The sequence below is a fragment of the Acidobacteriota bacterium genome (genome assembly GCA_040752675.1).
Taxonomy (GTDB): domain Bacteria; phylum Acidobacteriota; class Polarisedimenticolia; order JBFMGF01; family JBFMGF01; genus JBFMGF01.
The window spans coordinates 1-14,961 of the sequence record JBFMGF010000042.1; the positions used below are offsets into that span (position 1 = coordinate 1).

Annotated in this window: 13 protein-coding genes; 3 read left to right on the top strand and 10 right to left on the bottom strand. The window is 50.3% G+C overall.

Annotated elements, in window-relative coordinates; translation table 11 throughout:
• Nucleotides 1-235 (bottom strand): hypothetical protein (locus AB1756_04140; GenBank protein ID MEW5806527.1); only part of this gene is annotated, 235 nt, incomplete at its 3' end.
• Nucleotides 236-488: 253 nt separating this feature from the next.
• Here AB1756_04140 and larC point away from each other — a divergent pair.
• Genes larC through AB1756_04155 form a run of 3 tightly spaced genes read left to right on the top strand, consistent with a single transcriptional unit; the run spans nucleotide 489 to nucleotide 4,739 of the window.
• Nucleotides 489-1,694: a nickel pincer cofactor biosynthesis protein LarC gene (gene larC, locus AB1756_04145; protein ID MEW5806528.1), complete on the top strand. Its 1,206-nt coding sequence runs from the start codon at nucleotides 489-491 to the stop codon at nucleotides 1,692-1,694.
• 27 nt (nucleotides 1,695-1,721) lie between these two features.
• Nucleotides 1,722-3,647, top strand: coding sequence for a methionine--tRNA ligase (gene metG / locus AB1756_04150; protein MEW5806529.1), 1,926 nt, complete (start codon nucleotides 1,722-1,724; stop codon nucleotides 3,645-3,647).
• An 18-nt stretch (nucleotides 3,648-3,665) separates the two neighbouring features.
• Nucleotides 3,666-4,739, top strand: coding sequence for an HD domain-containing phosphohydrolase (locus tag AB1756_04155; GenBank protein ID MEW5806530.1), 1,074 nt, complete (start codon nucleotides 3,666-3,668; stop codon nucleotides 4,737-4,739).
• 1 nt (nucleotide 4,740) lies between these two features.
• Here AB1756_04155 and glp read toward each other — a convergent pair whose 3' ends face one another.
• The 9 genes from glp to clpP all read right to left on the bottom strand — a co-directional run bounded on the left by glp (nucleotide 4,741) and on the right by clpP (nucleotide 14,951).
• Nucleotides 4,741-5,940: a gephyrin-like molybdotransferase Glp gene (glp, locus tag AB1756_04160; protein MEW5806531.1), complete on the bottom strand. Its 1,200-nt coding sequence runs from the start codon at nucleotides 5,938-5,940 to the stop codon at nucleotides 4,741-4,743.
• A gap of 18 nt (nucleotides 5,941-5,958) precedes the next feature.
• Entirely contained in the window at nucleotides 5,959-6,816 is an 858-nt protein-coding gene (prmC, locus tag AB1756_04165) for a peptide chain release factor N(5)-glutamine methyltransferase (GenBank protein MEW5806532.1), read from the bottom strand.
• A gap of 23 nt (nucleotides 6,817-6,839) precedes the next feature.
• A complete protein-coding gene (gene prfA / locus AB1756_04170) occupies nucleotides 6,840-7,913 on the bottom strand; it encodes a peptide chain release factor 1 (GenBank protein ID MEW5806533.1) in 1,074 nt (357 codons plus the stop codon).
• 80 nt (nucleotides 7,914-7,993) lie between these two features.
• Nucleotides 7,994-8,959, bottom strand: coding sequence for a DUF1385 domain-containing protein (locus AB1756_04175; protein ID MEW5806534.1), 966 nt, complete (start codon nucleotides 8,957-8,959; stop codon nucleotides 7,994-7,996).
• Between the two features lie 3 nt (nucleotides 8,960-8,962).
• Nucleotides 8,963-9,184 carry a 50S ribosomal protein L31 gene (gene rpmE, locus AB1756_04180; protein MEW5806535.1) on the bottom strand — a complete coding sequence of 74 codons (222 nt, stop codon included), beginning with the start codon at nucleotides 9,182-9,184 and terminating at the stop codon, nucleotides 8,963-8,965.
• A 96-nt stretch (nucleotides 9,185-9,280) separates the two neighbouring features.
• Nucleotides 9,281-10,531 carry a transcription termination factor Rho gene (gene rho / locus AB1756_04185; protein MEW5806536.1) on the bottom strand — a complete coding sequence of 417 codons (1,251 nt, stop codon included), beginning with the start codon at nucleotides 10,529-10,531 and terminating at the stop codon, nucleotides 9,281-9,283.
• A gap of 107 nt (nucleotides 10,532-10,638) precedes the next feature.
• Nucleotides 10,639-13,035: an endopeptidase La gene (gene lon / locus AB1756_04190; protein MEW5806537.1), complete on the bottom strand. Its 2,397-nt coding sequence runs from the start codon at nucleotides 13,033-13,035 to the stop codon at nucleotides 10,639-10,641.
• A 77-nt stretch (nucleotides 13,036-13,112) separates the two neighbouring features.
• A complete protein-coding gene (clpX, locus tag AB1756_04195) occupies nucleotides 13,113-14,351 on the bottom strand; it encodes an ATP-dependent Clp protease ATP-binding subunit ClpX (protein MEW5806538.1) in 1,239 nt (412 codons plus the stop codon).
• 15 nt (nucleotides 14,352-14,366) lie between these two features.
• Nucleotides 14,367-14,951: an ATP-dependent Clp endopeptidase proteolytic subunit ClpP gene (gene clpP, locus AB1756_04200; protein ID MEW5806539.1), complete on the bottom strand. Its 585-nt coding sequence runs from the start codon at nucleotides 14,949-14,951 to the stop codon at nucleotides 14,367-14,369.
• Nucleotides 14,952-14,961: the final 10 nt, after the last annotated feature.

The window sequence follows — 14,961 nt, forward strand, 5'->3', positions numbered from 1 at the left end:
TGAGATTCCCGACCGTTGTATTGACAAACTTGTGGGGAATCCCATTGAAAGGAACCTGATCATTCAAAGTCAATGGCAGGGCATTTCCCCTTAAGACCTTTGAGACCTCTTTTTTTGGATCAATCTCTACAGGAAATGATTTCAATATCAATGATTCAATCTCATTATCGGCTGGAAAGGATATATGGAAAAAAAGAAGAAAAACAATTAAGAAAACTGCTTTTATATTTTTCATTTTACCCTCCCGATGGAAGCCATCTTTGAAAAGAGCCTCAAACATGAGTCATCAAAGCCTAGAGGCTCATGAGTAAGCGATGCCTATTAAACCTCCAAATCTGGGTTGATCTATACATCAGAAGAAAATGAGATGTCAAGTGGAATTTTTGCATATTTTGGCAAGCTTAACTGAACATCATAATACAGGCAGAGCAATTTTCTTGTAGAGGGGGAACTCTTTTACTATAATTTAATTTTCTTTGAAGGAAACAATGGACACGAAGGGTTTCAGGAAGATTCTCTACTTCGATTGCTTTTCAGGAATCAGCGGAGACATGCTGTTAGGCGCCCTGATCGACCTCGGCATCCCTTTCTCCTATCTGAAAAAAGAGCTGAACAAGCTCAAACTGACATCCCTTTCGCTTGCCGCCAGAAAAGTCAAGAGGGACGGGATATCTGCAACCAAATTCGATGTCTTTATGGTAAGGCGGAAAGGGCCGAAACAAGATAAAGGGGGAAGAAATCTCTCAGAGATCTCAAAGATCATCGAACGAAGCAGCCTCGAAAAGGAAATCAAAGATAGATCCATCGGCATTTTCCGGAAGATGATCGAGGCGGAGGCTAAGGTCCACATGGTTCCCGGGTCGAAGATGCATCTCCACGAGATGGGAGCCATCGATGCCATCGTGGACGTCGTCGGAGCATGCATCGCATTTAAGAGGATCGGTGTCGATGAGATACTGTCTTCACCCATCAACGTGGGGCGCGGATTCGCGAGATGCGAGCATGGAATCTTCCCCATCCCGGCTCCGGCAACGATGGAGATATTAAAAGGAGTTCCCATCTATTCGCGCGGCGATGAGGCTGAACTGACGACCCCGACAGGTGCTTCCATCATCTCGAGTTTCGCATCGAGATTCCTCCCCATTCCTGAAATGGAAGCCGAGAAGGTCGGTTATGGAGCAGGCTCACGAGAACTAAAGAGTCATCCCAACCTTCTCAGGGTTGTTATGGGAAGAGCCAGGATCGGTTCAGGCGGAATGGTGTCCGTCATCGAGACGACCATAGACGATATGAATCTCCAGATCTTCGGCTACCTTATGGAAACCCTCTTCAAGAACGGAGCACTGGAGGTCTTTTACACCAACGTCATCATGAAGAAGAATCGGCCGGGGATTCTGGTCACGGTGATTTGCAGCCACCAGGACAGAGATAAGCTCATCGGAATCCTCTTCAGGGAGACGACGACGATCGGCGTGAGATTTCGAAATGAAAACCGCCAGGAGCTCGAGAGAAGGATCGAGACAGTTCAAACGCGGTTCGGCAAGATCCGGGTGAAAAAATCGTTCTTTGATGGTAAAGTCTCACAGGCATCCTCGGAGTACGATGACTGCGCCAAGGCTGCCAGGCGTCATAATGCTCCCTTGAAGGAGGTCCAGCAGGAAGCTCTGAAGAAAGCAAAAGAGAATCTGGAATAACCGCTGAGGAAAAGTTAAATAGAGAAAATGACAGACAGGAAGAAATTCTACATCACCACTCCGATATATTACGTGAACGACATTCCGCACATCGGGCATACTTATACAACCGTCGTGGCCGATGTCATAGCGCGTTACAAGAGGCTGCGGGGATTCAACGTCTATTTCCTTACGGGAACCGACGAGCACGGTCAGAAGATTGAGAGAGCTGCCGACAAGCAAGGCTTGAAGCCGATAGAGCTGGCCGACAGGGTCGTGGAGCGATACAAGATTCTCTGGAAGAGCCTCGGCATCACCTACAATGACTTCATCAGGACTACGGAACAGCGCCACCATGCGGGAGTGTGGAAGCTCCTCCAGAAGATCCGGGATAATGGGGACATCTATCTCGACAAGTACAGCGGATGGTACTGCACGGGGTGTGAAGCCTTCTTCCCGGAATCACAGATAGTCAACGGGAAGTGCCCCGACCAGGGGCACGACGTGGAGTTCACCGAAGAGGAAAGTTACTTCTTCCGTCTTTCCAGATATCAGAAACAACTCCTCGAGCTGTATGAGAGGCATCCGAACTTCATCAAACCATCATCGAGGAGGAACGAGGTTATCAGCTTTGTCCGGAGAAATCTGAAAGACCTCAGCATCAGCAGGACCTCCTTCAGCTGGGGAATTCCCTTCCCCGACGACGAGAAGCATGTCATCTATGTATGGTTCGACGCTCTTGCCAACTACATAAGTGCCCTCGGTTACGGACGGGATGAAAAGCTGTACGACAAATACTGGCCTGCGGACATCCATCTCGTCGGGAAGGATATTCTCAGATTTCACACTGTCTACTGGCCGGCATTCCTGATGTCTGCCGGAGAGCCGCTTCCCGAAACCATATTCGGTCATGGCTGGTGGCTCATGGAAGAGGCGAAAATGTCCAAGACGAAGGGGAACATCGTGAGGGCCGAGCCCCTCATCGAGGAATTCGGGGTTGACACTCTTAGATACTTTCTGATGAGGGAGATCACCTTTGGTCTCGATGGGAGTTACTCAGACGAGGCGCTCATCGACAGACACAACGGCGATCTGGCCAATAACCTCGGGAATCTTCTGAGCCGGCTCCTGACAATGATCGAGAACTTTTGCGGCGGCAGAATCCCCGAAAAAGGGGATGCTTCGATCCATGAGGAGATGAAGGCATACGCGCAAAAGATCTGGGAAAGATTCATAGAACAGTTCGATAGCTACGACTTCTCCTCCGCCCTTGCGACAGTCTGGGACTTCATCGGCGAGATAAACAGATACATCGTTAGGAAAGAGCCCTGGTCCATCGTCAAGGGGAATGATGGTCTGAAGAACGTTGGGCCGCTTCTCTACGCAGCGGCAGAGTCTCTGAGGATCTCTGCTGTTCTTATCCGCCCCGTCATGCCCGGAACATCGGAGAAGATCTTCGAGCAACTCGGCATCAAGGACGAGTCCGAGAAGGGAGATTTAACCGGATTCTCATGGGGCATCCTGAGGCCGGGCAATACCATTACAAAAGGAAAGCATCTCTTCCCGCGAGTTGATAAAGAGAAATATTTTAAAGAGCCAACGGAAGAACAGGAGACAAGAAAGATAGAGAAGGAGGGTCCGATGACTGAGAATCTGATAAGCATTGATGAATTCATGAAAGTCGATCTGAGAGTCGGAAAGATCGAGGCAGCGGAACGTGTGGAGGGGACCACGAAGCTCCTGAAGATCATCATCGATATTGGAACAGAAAAACGCCAGATCGTTGCCGGCGTCGCCGACACCTATGCGCCCGAGCAGCTTATCGGGAAAGAGGTTATCTTCGTAGCTAACCTGAAGCCTGCCAGGGTGCGGGGAGTGGAGTCCCAGGGAATGCTACTTGCTGCTGACGTCGGCGGAAAAGCCGTTGTTCCCTTCTTCGACCGCGACATCCCGACCGGCAGCCGCGTTAGATAGAATAAAGCGGAGACAGCCATGAGTGAGATCATTCTGTTAACCTATGACACGCAGGCTTCCAAATCGATCAGCCTCGCTCTGAGAAGCAACGATTACAACGTCGTCGAGGTCAGGACCGTGGAAGAGGCAGCTCACCTCGTGAGGACCGGTAACCCCGACCTTGTCATCCTGGATATCCCAAATCCTGCCATCTCTTTTCACCGACTCCAGAAGCTGGTGGAAAACGACATTCAATTCTCTAAGACTCCCTTTATCGTATTCCTTCCCGAAAATACCGCTGAGATCAAAATGCTGCAGAAGGTGGCTCCCGTAGAATTTCTCCGGAAGCCCTTTGAGGTCAACATCCTCCTTCAGAGGTGCAAGGTCCTGATCGAAGCAAAAAAGATATCTGAAAAAGACTTTACAAGAGGAGCACGAAAGCCTCAGGGGACGCTGGCCGAGATCCATGAGTTCGCCTCAATCATCAAAACCCTCGAAGAAGCATCCAGGTATACGAAAGAGGAACTTGAGAGGATAAAGAGCGGAATAAAGAGCTCTTACCTCGAAACGGCCGAGATGATCGTGGACATGGTCGAAGAAAGGGACATATTCCAGGCGGGGCATTCTAAGAGAGTGGCAAATTACTCTCTGGTCATTGCAAACAGTCTGGGACTCGACCAGGCAGAGAAAGAACTATTGACCTATGCCGCTCTTCTTCATGACATCGGAAAGATCTTCGTGAGCCCCGACATCCTGGGCAAGCCCGGTGCGCTCACCGAACAGGAATATGAACTCGTCAAAGCCCATCCCCTCAAAGGCCAGAGGCTTCTGCATTCTCTCTCCAACATGGAAGAGATTGCCGACATCATCCTCCTCCACCATGAACAGCCTGATGGAAAAGGTTATTACAGGAAGAAAGCCAAAGAGATGCCGCTCCTCTCCAAGATCATCGCTGTCGCCGAGGTCTTCGATGCCATGACGAGCTCCAGGGGTTACAATAAGCCGCTCTCTTTCAAGAATGCCATTGCCGAGCTAGAAAAGGGGAAGGGAACCAAGTTCGATGATCGGTGCGTTGAAGCTCTGACAATGCACGTCGGCAAAAACAACATCTGAGCTAATCCCAGATCAGGATATCAACTATACCCCCGGCTCGGATTACTTCCTTCGCCCGGGGAAGGATGATGAAGCAGTTTCCTCTGGTGGCGGAGAGGATATCCGATGATCCGGCGCTATGAACGGCTGACACCTTTATCTCTCCTTTCACCATCTCAGCCCAGCCAATCCTATAATGAGTCCTGTCTTTCTTCTTATTCATCGTCTCCTGAAGCTTACCTTTGAGAATACGATTCCAATAATCGTTCCTTCCCGTCATCTTTTTCAAAGCGGGAAGTACAAAGACAGTAAAATCGGTAAAGCAGGAAAGCGGATTCCCCGGCAATCCAAATATGAGCGTTCTGTTTTTTCTTCCGAAGAGGAGTGGCTTCCCCGGCTTGATTGCGACTTTGGAAAAGAAGAGGTGGACCCCCAGTTCTTCAAGGTTTTCAGAGACAATATCGTAATCACCTGCCGAAGCGCCCCCGGAGATCAGGAGGCAATCGCTTTCAAGACCTCTTTTCAGTTTCTTTTGCAGAATTACTGGATCGTCTCGTGAGATGCCAAGATAGTCCGGGTTTATCCCCATGGATTGCAGTTTAGGGACAATGAAGTAGGAGGTGCTGTTCCTGATCTTTGAATCATCTGTGCTATTTTCAGGCTCGACGACTTCATCACCTGTTGCAAGAACGGATACTGCAGGTTTCTTGAATACAGGAATGTCCACCTTTCCCCATCCTGCAAGGATGGCAGTTTCTACGGGTGAGACCAACGTTTTCCTTTCCAGGATGATCTCTCCTCGTGATGCTTCCTCTCCCTTTCTCATGATATTCTCACCCACTCTGACAGTTCTCAGAATTTTTATCCTTTTCCCGCTCTCAACGCTTTCCGCGTATTCAAGCATCTGCACTGAATCGGAACCTTCTGGAAGAGGGGCTCCCGTCATGATCCTGGCGCATTCGCCTTTGCCGATCCGCCTCGAAGGCTTCCTGCCCGCAGGGATGAAATCGACCTGGGTCAAGAGAGCAGGAATCCTGCTCAGGTCCTTGCTCCTGACAGCATACCCGTCCATCATCGATTTATCGAAAGGTGGCATGTCTGTTTCGGCAACAACATTCCTGGCAAGAACCATCCCGACAGCTTCACGGAAATTGACCTCCGTCATCCCCAGAACCTTCACCTCACGCAAAATTATATGCAAGGCTCTTTCGACTTCAATCATGTCAATCTCCTTATCCTCCTATTTAAGTGCGACGATCATCCGGTCGATCCCTTGAAGGTCCTTTCCGATATAAACTTCTGAAAAGGGAAATCCTGAAACCATTCTCCTGACGTTCTCTGACTGTCCCGAACCGATTTCAAGGATCAGGGCTCCCTTGTTCCGCAGAAGAGAGAAGCCATCCGGAATGATTTTACTATATGAACCAAGAGCGCCATTTTTGGGAACGAGAGCTTGACGAGGCTCGTGGTTTTTCACCTCCTCCTGCAGTAACCCTATTTCCGATTCCAGGACATAGGGAGGGTTCGAGACGATGAAATCAAGGGATGGCTGCTCAGAAATACTTTTGATAGGTGAAAGGAAATCTCCCTCAAGAAATGCAATCCTCTCCGAAACACCATGTTTCTCTGCATTCATCCTTGCAACGTCGAGAGCCCCCTGAGAACTATCGATGGCGAAGACCCGCGCTCCCGGGATCTGACAGGCGAGGGTAACAGCAAGGTTGCCGCTTCCGGTTCCCACATCGGCAATGACCGGCTCCTCACCGTGATTGAGCTTCAACACTTCATCGACGATGAGCTCCGTCTCCGAACGCGGTATCAGAACCCTCTCATCGACAAAGAACTCGAGGGAGTAAAACTCCTGCCTGTGCGTCAGATACTGCAAGGGGAATCTCTTGCTTCTCCTGTCGATAAGTTCAAGGAATTTCAGGGCGATACTTTCGGGAACCTCTTCTCCGGAACCGGCAATGACCTTTTCTCTTCCGCATCCCAGAGTAAAGGAAAGCAGCACTTCGGCATCAAGCCGGGCCGTAGAGATGCCGCTTCCCCTCAATTTCCTTTCCGCAAAAGAGATCAAATTTTTGATCGTGTCCGCCATGGCGCGGGGAATCTAATAGAAGGTTAAACCTTGACTTCTTCTTTTAATTTCTCGGCCTGGTAATGAGTAATTAGAGCATCGATCACTTCATCCAGGTTGCCGTCGAGGATTTCCGTGAGACGATGAATTGTCAGATTGATCCGGTGGTCGGTCACCCGGTTCTGAGGAAAATTGTAGGTTCTGATCTTCTCGCTCCTGTCACCGCTCTTCACCTGGTTTCGTCTATCCCTGGCAATTGCATCCTGTTGCTCTTTCAACTTCAAATCGAAGAGTCGGGAGCGCAGAACCTTGAGAGCTCTCGCTTTATTCTTATGCCAGGACTTCTCATCTTGGCACTGGACGACGAGGTTGGTCGGAAGGTGCGTGATTCTCACCGCAGAATAAGTCGTATTGACGCTCTGCCCCCCGGGACCAGATGAGCAGAAGGTGTCCACTCTTAGATCCTTCTCATCGATGACAACTTCCACTTCATCCGCCTCTGGAAGGATGGCAACGGTAACCGCGGATGTATGAATCCTCCCGCTGGCCTCCGTTTCTGGAACCCGCTGCACCCTGTGTACGCCGCTCTCATATTTCAACCTGCTGTAAACTTTATCTCCTTCGATGTTCGCAATGGCCTCTTTGATCCCGCCAACGCCTGTCTCATGTGCGCTCATGAGATCAATCTTCCACCCTTTGCTTTCTGCATACCTCTGGTACATCCTGAAGATCTCCTGAGCGAAGAGTGTTGCTTCATCGCCACCCGTCCCCGCTCTCACTTCAAGAATGACATTTTTCTCATCGTTGGGGTCTTTCGGAAGCAGGAGGAGTTTTATCTCTTCCTCCAGGGTTGCAAGTTTTCCGGTGAGTTGATCCGACTCTTCGGTGGCGAGTTTCCTCAGCTCTTCATCTTCTGATGCCCTGATCATCTCCCTGGCCTGGTCCAGTTCCTCTTTGACCTTTCTGTATTCCCTGTACTTCGACACGACGTCTTCTAGCTCAGAATAGAGCCTGGCATGCTCCCGATACTTTATCTTGTCGGCAACAACCTCTGGGTCGCTCATGGCTTTCGCAAGCCTTTCGAATTTTTCTTCGATCTGTTCAAGTTTTTCAAACATTCTGGACATGGAAACCTCTTTTCAAGATATTTATATTCTCATAGAAACTTCCCTATGCAAATATTTTATCGGATGTTCTGCTAGCTGGGGACGATCTCGGCGGTGTGGGGTGATGGGAGGATATTTTTCAAGGCTTCAATGGCCACGTTTATCTGGTCATCGGTTGGCTCAGCCGTCGTTATTTTCTGGAAGAAGAGTCCAGGCCATATGAGCCACTGAAGCAGTGCTGCCTCTCTCTTCCTGGCACTGAACCTTATCACTTCATAAGAGATCCCCGCGATGAGCGGGAGGAGGGCAAGCCGGGGCCATATCTTAGCGTAGAGCGGCTGATGCGCAGGGAGGAAGGAAAAGAGAAGAATTGCAATGACCATCACAAAAAGGAGAAAGCTCGTACCACAGCGTGGATGGAGCGTGCTGAACTCTCTCACTTTTTCGACGGTCAACTCCCTACCTGCCTCATAAGCATGAACAACCTTGTGCTCGGCGCCATGGTACTGGAATATCCTCCTGATATCCTTGAGAAGAGAGATCGAAACAATGTACAGGATGAAGATCACGATCCTTATGACACCATCGGCCAGATTGAATATGATGCTGTTTCCAAAGATCGCAAAGTATCTCTTGAGAAGTTCCGTCAGAAAGAGGGGAAGAAAGAGGAATAGCGCCAGTCCGAAGATGAATGCCACGATGAACGATAATCCGATGGCGAAGGCAGACCCTTTCGATCTCTTGCGGGACTTCTCTCCTGCTGGACCGGATTCTTTATCCTTCTTCTTCTCTTCTGCTGCCATGGCGACTTCCGCCGAATAGTTCAGCGATTTGATGCCGAGAATAAGCGATTGTACAAGCACCACCGCCCCTCTAAGAATCGGGATCTTAAGCAAGGGATACTTCTTGAGAAACGAGACAAAGTCCTCCTTCAGGATTGAGATATCTCCATCCGACTTGCGGACAGCAACGGCCATGACATCGGAGGAGCGCATCATGACTCCTTCGATGACGGCCTGGCCGCCCAGAAGGACATCTTCATCTCCTTTCTTTCCCATTTTTTATGCTTCCTTTGCTTCCTGCTCTTCCTTCTTGTACTTCTTCTGGAATCTTTCCACTCTTCCTGCTGAATCGATGAGTTTTTGCTTTCCTGTGAAGAACGGATGGCACTTGGAGCAGATCTCTACCCTGAGATCCTTCTTGGTAGATCTCGTCTGGAACGAGTTCCCGCAGGCACAGTGGACAGTCGCCTCAACATATTCCGGATGAATTCCTTTCTTCATAGTATCTTTTTCTCCTCTATGGATTGGATCCAAAATTTTTTTAATATTTTATGATAAATGATACAGGGATTCAAGGCTGGCAGCACTCCACGCAGGCTAAAGCTGGGCCATGCTGTCGAGGAACTCTTCGTTGCTTTTCGTCCTGGATATCTTGTCAACTAGAAGTTCCATGGCTTCCACGCCGGAGAGCGGATTCAGGACTTTTCTGAGGACCCAGCTCCTCTCCAGCTCCTTCTTGCTCAGGAGAAGCTCCTCCTTTCGCGTCCCGGAGCGGGTCAGATCGATGGCGGGGAAAACTCTTCTATCGGCTAGTTTCCGGTCGAGATTGATCTCCATGTTTCCGGTCCCCTTGAACTCTTCAAAGATGACATCGTCCATGCGGCTTCCAGTCTCGATGAGAGCGGTCGCCATGATTGTGAGGCTTCCCCCTTCCTCGATGTTTCTGGCTGCTCCAAAGAATCTCTTGGGTTTCTGGAGAGCATTGGCATCCACGCCACCCGAGAGAACCTTTCCACTGGGAGGAACTATGGCATTGTAAGCGCGCGCCAGTCTCGTGATGCTATCAAGCAATATCATGACGTCCTTCTTGTATTCCACGAGCCTCTTTGCCTTCTCCAGGACCATCTCAGCCACATGGACATGGCGGGAGGCAGGTTCATCAAAGGTCGAGGAGATGACTTCTCCCTTCACCGACCGCTCCATATCGGTGACCTCTTCAGGCCTCTCATCGATAAGAAGGACGATCAGGATGATTTCAGGATGGTTCTTCGTTATGGCATTGGCGATGGTCTGGAGTAGGATGGTCTTTCCCGTCCTCGGTGGAGCGACGATCAACCCCCTCTGTCCTTTTCCCAGCGGGGTCAGCAGGTTCATAATCCTCGCTGAGATGTTGTCCTTGTCTGTCTCGAGATTGATCCTCTCATCTGGATAGAGCGGCGTTAGATTATCAAAGAGGATCTTGTCTTTGACCGACTCAGGAGGCTCGTGGTTGACTGCCTCGATCTTGATGAGAGCGAAATACTTCTCTCCGTTCTTGGGCTGTCTCACCTGTCCGGAGACTATGTCTCCCGTCTTCAGATCAAACTTCCTGATCTGCGATGGGGAGACGTAGATGTCATCCGGACCGGGAAGGTAGTTGTATTCCGGCGCTCTCAGGAATCCATACCCGTCAGACAGACATTCCAAGACCCCTTCTGAAAATATTAGCCCGTTCTTCTCCGTTTGAGCCTGGAGGATCTTGAAGATCAGCTCCGATTTTCGCAACGTGGACGCTCCTACCACGTTGAGATTCCTGGCGATGGAACTCAATTCTGCGATATTCATTTCTTTCAATTCTCTGATATCCATACTTATCTTAAAGACCTCCTGTTTTCATGAGATGTCTGGCTTTTGGCTCGCAATGGCAAAGAATGAATCTGGTACTCGCTTTCCTGTAGTTCTATCATCAGGCCGTTCTATTGAAGCGGCTGGGATAGCGAATCTTCGGAGATTCTATTCTTCTTTTCCTCTTCCAGCGGAAAACCTGCCTCGAGGGCGGAGGGCATCTCGAGTGCAATTCGCAGAACCTCGTCCATGTTCTTCACGAGTTTGAACTCAAGGAACTTCTTAATATCTTCCGGTATTTCGGCAAGGTCTTTCTCATTGTCCCTGGGAAGGATGATCATCTTGATACCAGAGCGGTAGGCGGCAAGGATTTTCTCCTTGACACCACCGATGGGAAGTATTTTGCCTCTCAGTGTGATCTCGCCCGTCATGGCCACATCGCTCCTCAGGGGAGAGTTCATGAGGATAGAGGCAAGGGCCGATGCCATCGTGATCCCCGCCGAAGGGCCATCTTTGGGAATGGCTCCCTCCGGGACATGGATGTGTATGTCATATTTCCTGTAAAAGTTCTTGTCGATCCCGAGATCCTCTGCTCTGGATCGGATGTAACTCAGTGCAGCCTGAGCCGATTCCTGCATGACATCACCGAGCTTCCCGGTCAGGATGAGCGCTCCCTTTCCCTTCATCACGGAAGCTTCAGTCGTCATGATCTCTCCACCAACTTCTGTCCAGGCCAGACCTATGGCCGTCCCCACTTCACTTTCTTTATGGGATTCTCTTGGATGGTATCTGGGAATGCCTAGAAAATCGGTAAGGTTCTCGGGCGTGATCTCGAAGTGCTTATCATCCCCTCCTGAAATGACCTTCCTTGCCACCTTGCGGCAGATGGAGGCGATCTCCCGTTCAAGGTTTCGCACACCGGCTTCCTTTGTGTACCTCTCAATGATGTCCCTTATCCCCTCCTCCGTAAAATGGATGCCGATCTTCTGAAGGCCGTGGACTTCCAGTTGCTTCACGATGAGATACTTCTGGGTGATGTTTATCTTCTCGTTGAGCGTGTAGCCGGCTATTCTGAGTACCTCCATCCTGTCCAGCAGCGCGGCTGGAATAGTGTGCACGATGTTGGAAGTGCATATGAACATTACTTCCGAGAGATCAAACGGCGTGTCAAGATAATGGTCCAGAAAGGCGCAGTTCTGCTCAGGATCGAGGACCTCCATGAGAGCCGCGGAAGGATCCCCCCTGAAATCCATGCTCATCTTATCGACTTCATCGAGGAGAAATACCGGATTCTTCGTCCCCGCTTTCCTGACCATCTGTACGATCTGGCCGGGGAAGGCACCAATGTAAGTCCTCCTGTGTCCTCTGATCTCCGCTTCATCTCTGACTCCGCCAAGCGAGAGTCTTACGAACTTCCTCCCTGTCGCCCGAGCGATGGACCTGGCGAGAGAGGTCTTTCCAACGCCTGGAGGGCCAACGAAGCAGAGGATGGAACCTCTCGCCTTCTTGACCAGTTTCCGAACAGCCAGAAACTCGAGGATCCTTTCCTTGACCTTCTCGAGACCATAGTGATCCTCGTTGAGGACCTTCTCGGCTCTTACCATGTCCCGTGACTCCTTCGACTTCTTATGCCAAGGCATGGCGATGAGCCATTCGAGATAATTCCTGGAAACGGTCGCCTCGGCAGAGATGGGAGGCATCACCTCGAGGCGGTTCAGCTCCTGCATCGCCTTTTCAAGAGCCTCGGCTGGCATCCTTGCCTTTTCAATCCTGTTCCGAATGTTTTCGATCTCGTTGTATTTGTCATCCTTTCTGCCGAGCTCCTGCTGGATCGCCTTCATCTTCTCGCTGAGGTAGTACTCTTTCTGGGCTTTCTCCATCTGCTTCTGAACTCTGCTCTGGATTTTCTGATCGACGCGGAGCTTCTCCAGCTCGTTCCTCAGGAGATTGAAGAGATACTGAAGTCTATCCTTGACCAGAACAGTTTCGAGCAGGTTCTGCTTTTCCTGGCTGCTTACCGGAATATAGGTAGCGATGATGTCGGACATGCGCTGAGGATTACTATACTTAAGCTCGGCCGGAGATACATCCTGCAGGACTCCCTGTGTCAGCTTCAGATATTTCTCGAAAAGAGACGAAACCTTGTCCGCAAGCTCTTTAACTTCGGGAGTGATCTCTTCAGTCCGGTCGATCGCCTTAACGACGACCTGAATGTACCCTTCTGATGCGGCTTCGAATTCGATGATCCTCGCCCTCTGAAGACCTTCCACGATCACCTTGATGTTACCACTTTCGAGTTTTACGTGGCGAATGATCTTTGCAACCGTTCCCACTATGCTGATATCTTCCGGCCTGGGGTGGTCGACCCCGGCATCTTCCTGGGCGGATACGAAGATCTTTCCATCCTTTGAGATGGCCACCTCGAAAGCTTTAATGGAGCTCTCCCTGCCGATTACGAACGGGCTGTAAACGGAGGGAAAGATGACCATGTCTCTCAAGGGGACAAGCGGGAGTGTCTGTAAATTCAAAGGAATTCCTCCATGGGAATTTTCTGTCATAGAGAAGACCTGGTGTTACTGGATTTCAAATGCAGGATAGAGTTCCATCAAACGGCTTTCTGCAATACTGAGAGAGGATTGATGTTGTTGACGATGACGTCCTTCGTGATGAGGCACTCCTTGACGCCGCTTTCCGAAGGGAGCTGATACATCACGTCGAGCATGAGGTCTTCCAGGATGAGCCGCAGCCCCCTTGCTCCGATCTTTCTTTCAATGGCTAGCTGAGCGATGGTGTCAAGCGCGTCATCGGTGAACTTCAGCACGACATTCTCAAATTCAAAGATCTTTTGATACTGCCGTACGAGAGCATTCCTGGGTTCGGTCAGGATCCTGATGAGAGCTTTCTTGTCAAGTTCTTCGAGGGTGCCGACGACGGGAAGACGACCTACGAATTCCGGAATCATGCCGTACTTGATGAGATCGACAGGCTGGATCTGATCGTAGATCTCGCGCAGGTTTTTCTCCTTCTTCCCTCTGACCTCCGCTTTGAATCCGACCGATTTCTTGCCTGTCCTTTGCTCGATAATAGAATCGAGCCCGACGAAGGCTCCCCCGCATATGAAGAGAATGTTGGTCGTATCGACCGGGATGAATTCCTGATGGGGGTGTTTTCTTCCTCCCTGTGGCGGAACATTGGCTATTGTCCCCTCGAGTATCTTCAGGAGGGCTTGCTGTACCCCCTCACCAGAGACGTCTCTTGTGATGGACGGGTTCTCTCCCTTGCGTGCGATCTTGTCGATCTCGTCGATGTAGATGATTCCCTGCTGGCAACGATCGACGTCGTTCCCGGCAGCCTGGAGAAGCTTCAGTATGATGTTTTCTACGTCTTCTCCCACATAGCCTGCCTCCGTCAAGGTAGTGGCATCGACGATGGCGAAGGGAACGGACAGAAGTTTCGCAAGAGTCTGCGCCAGAAGCGTCTTCCCGGTTCCGGTCGGTCCGATCAGGAGAATGTTGCTTTTCTGAATCTCGATATCGCTTCTGCGCTTGGCATACTCGGTTCTCTTGTAATGATTGTAAACTGCAACGGCAAGTTTCTTTTTGGCCTTTTCCTGTCCGATGACGTACTCGTCGAGGAAGTTCTTAATCTCAACTGGCTTCGGGAGCTTGATCCGTCTCGCATTGATCTCTCCCTCTCGTTCTTCCGCGATGATGTCAAGGCAGATATCAACGCACTCATCACAGATGTAAACAGTGGGACCGGCGATCAGCTTCCGGACGTCTCTCTGATTCTTGTTGCAGAAGGAGCATTTCAAAACGTCGCCCTCAGACTTTTTCCTTGTCATCCCCTCTTCCCTATACTACTCTCTTTTCTTGATGACCTGATCAATGAGGCCATAGTGTCTTGCCTGCTCAGCGGTCATGATGAAATCTCGATCTGTATCCTGGGCAATCCTGTCGAACGGTTGTCCCGTGTGTCTGACCATGATCTCGTTCAGTCTATCCTTCATGCGAAGAATCTCACGCGCCTGGATGTCGATATCGGATGCCTGGCCGGAGAATCCTCCAAGCGGCTGGTGAATGATGATCCGCGAATTGGGAAGGGCGAATCTCTTTCCCGAAGTACCGGCGGCCAGGAGAATGGCAGCCATGCTGGCTGCCTGGCCGATGCATATGGTCGTGATGTCGGGTTTGATAAACTGCATCGTATCGTAGATGGCCAGACCGGCCGTTATGGAACCACCAGGACAATTAATGTAGATGGAAATATCTTTATCGGGATCTTCTGCTTCCAGAAAAAGAAGCTGGGCGATCACAAGATTCGAGATGTTGTCATCGATGGGATGTCCGATGAAGATGATGTTGTCTTTGAGAAGGCGTGAGTAGATGTCGTAGGCCCGCTCTCCTCTGCTGGTCTGCTCGACCACCATCGGTATCAAATACATCGATTAAACC

Bases quoted from the DNA above. Each gene is read 5' to 3' on its own strand.
- rpmE (MEW5806535.1), bottom strand. From the start codon at position 9,184: ATGAAGAAAGGAATTCATCCGGAATATGTTGAGGCGACTGTCCACTGT.
- glp (MEW5806531.1), bottom strand. From the start codon at position 5,940: ATGATTGAAGTCGAAAGAGCCTTGCATATAATTTTGCGTGAGGTGAAG.
- rho (MEW5806536.1), bottom strand. From the start codon at position 10,531: ATGGATATCAGAGAATTGAAAGAAATGAATATCGCAGAATTGAGTTCC.
- prmC (MEW5806532.1), bottom strand. From the start codon at position 6,816: ATGGCGGACACGATCAAAAATTTGATCTCTTTTGCGGAAAGGAAATTG.
- AB1756_04155 (MEW5806530.1), top strand. From the start codon at position 3,666: ATGAGTGAGATCATTCTGTTAACCTATGACACGCAGGCTTCCAAATCG.
- clpX (MEW5806538.1), bottom strand. From the start codon at position 14,351: ATGACAAGGAAAAAGTCTGAGGGCGACGTTTTGAAATGCTCCTTCTGC.
- clpP (MEW5806539.1), bottom strand. From the start codon at position 14,951: ATGTATTTGATACCGATGGTGGTCGAGCAGACCAGCAGAGGAGAGCGG.
- larC (MEW5806528.1), top strand. From the start codon at position 489: ATGGACACGAAGGGTTTCAGGAAGATTCTCTACTTCGATTGCTTTTCA.
- metG (MEW5806529.1), top strand. From the start codon at position 1,722: ATGACAGACAGGAAGAAATTCTACATCACCACTCCGATATATTACGTG.
- prfA (MEW5806533.1), bottom strand. From the start codon at position 7,913: ATGTTTGAAAAACTTGAACAGATCGAAGAAAAATTCGAAAGGCTTGCG.
- AB1756_04175 (MEW5806534.1), bottom strand. From the start codon at position 8,959: ATGGGAAAGAAAGGAGATGAAGATGTCCTTCTGGGCGGCCAGGCCGTC.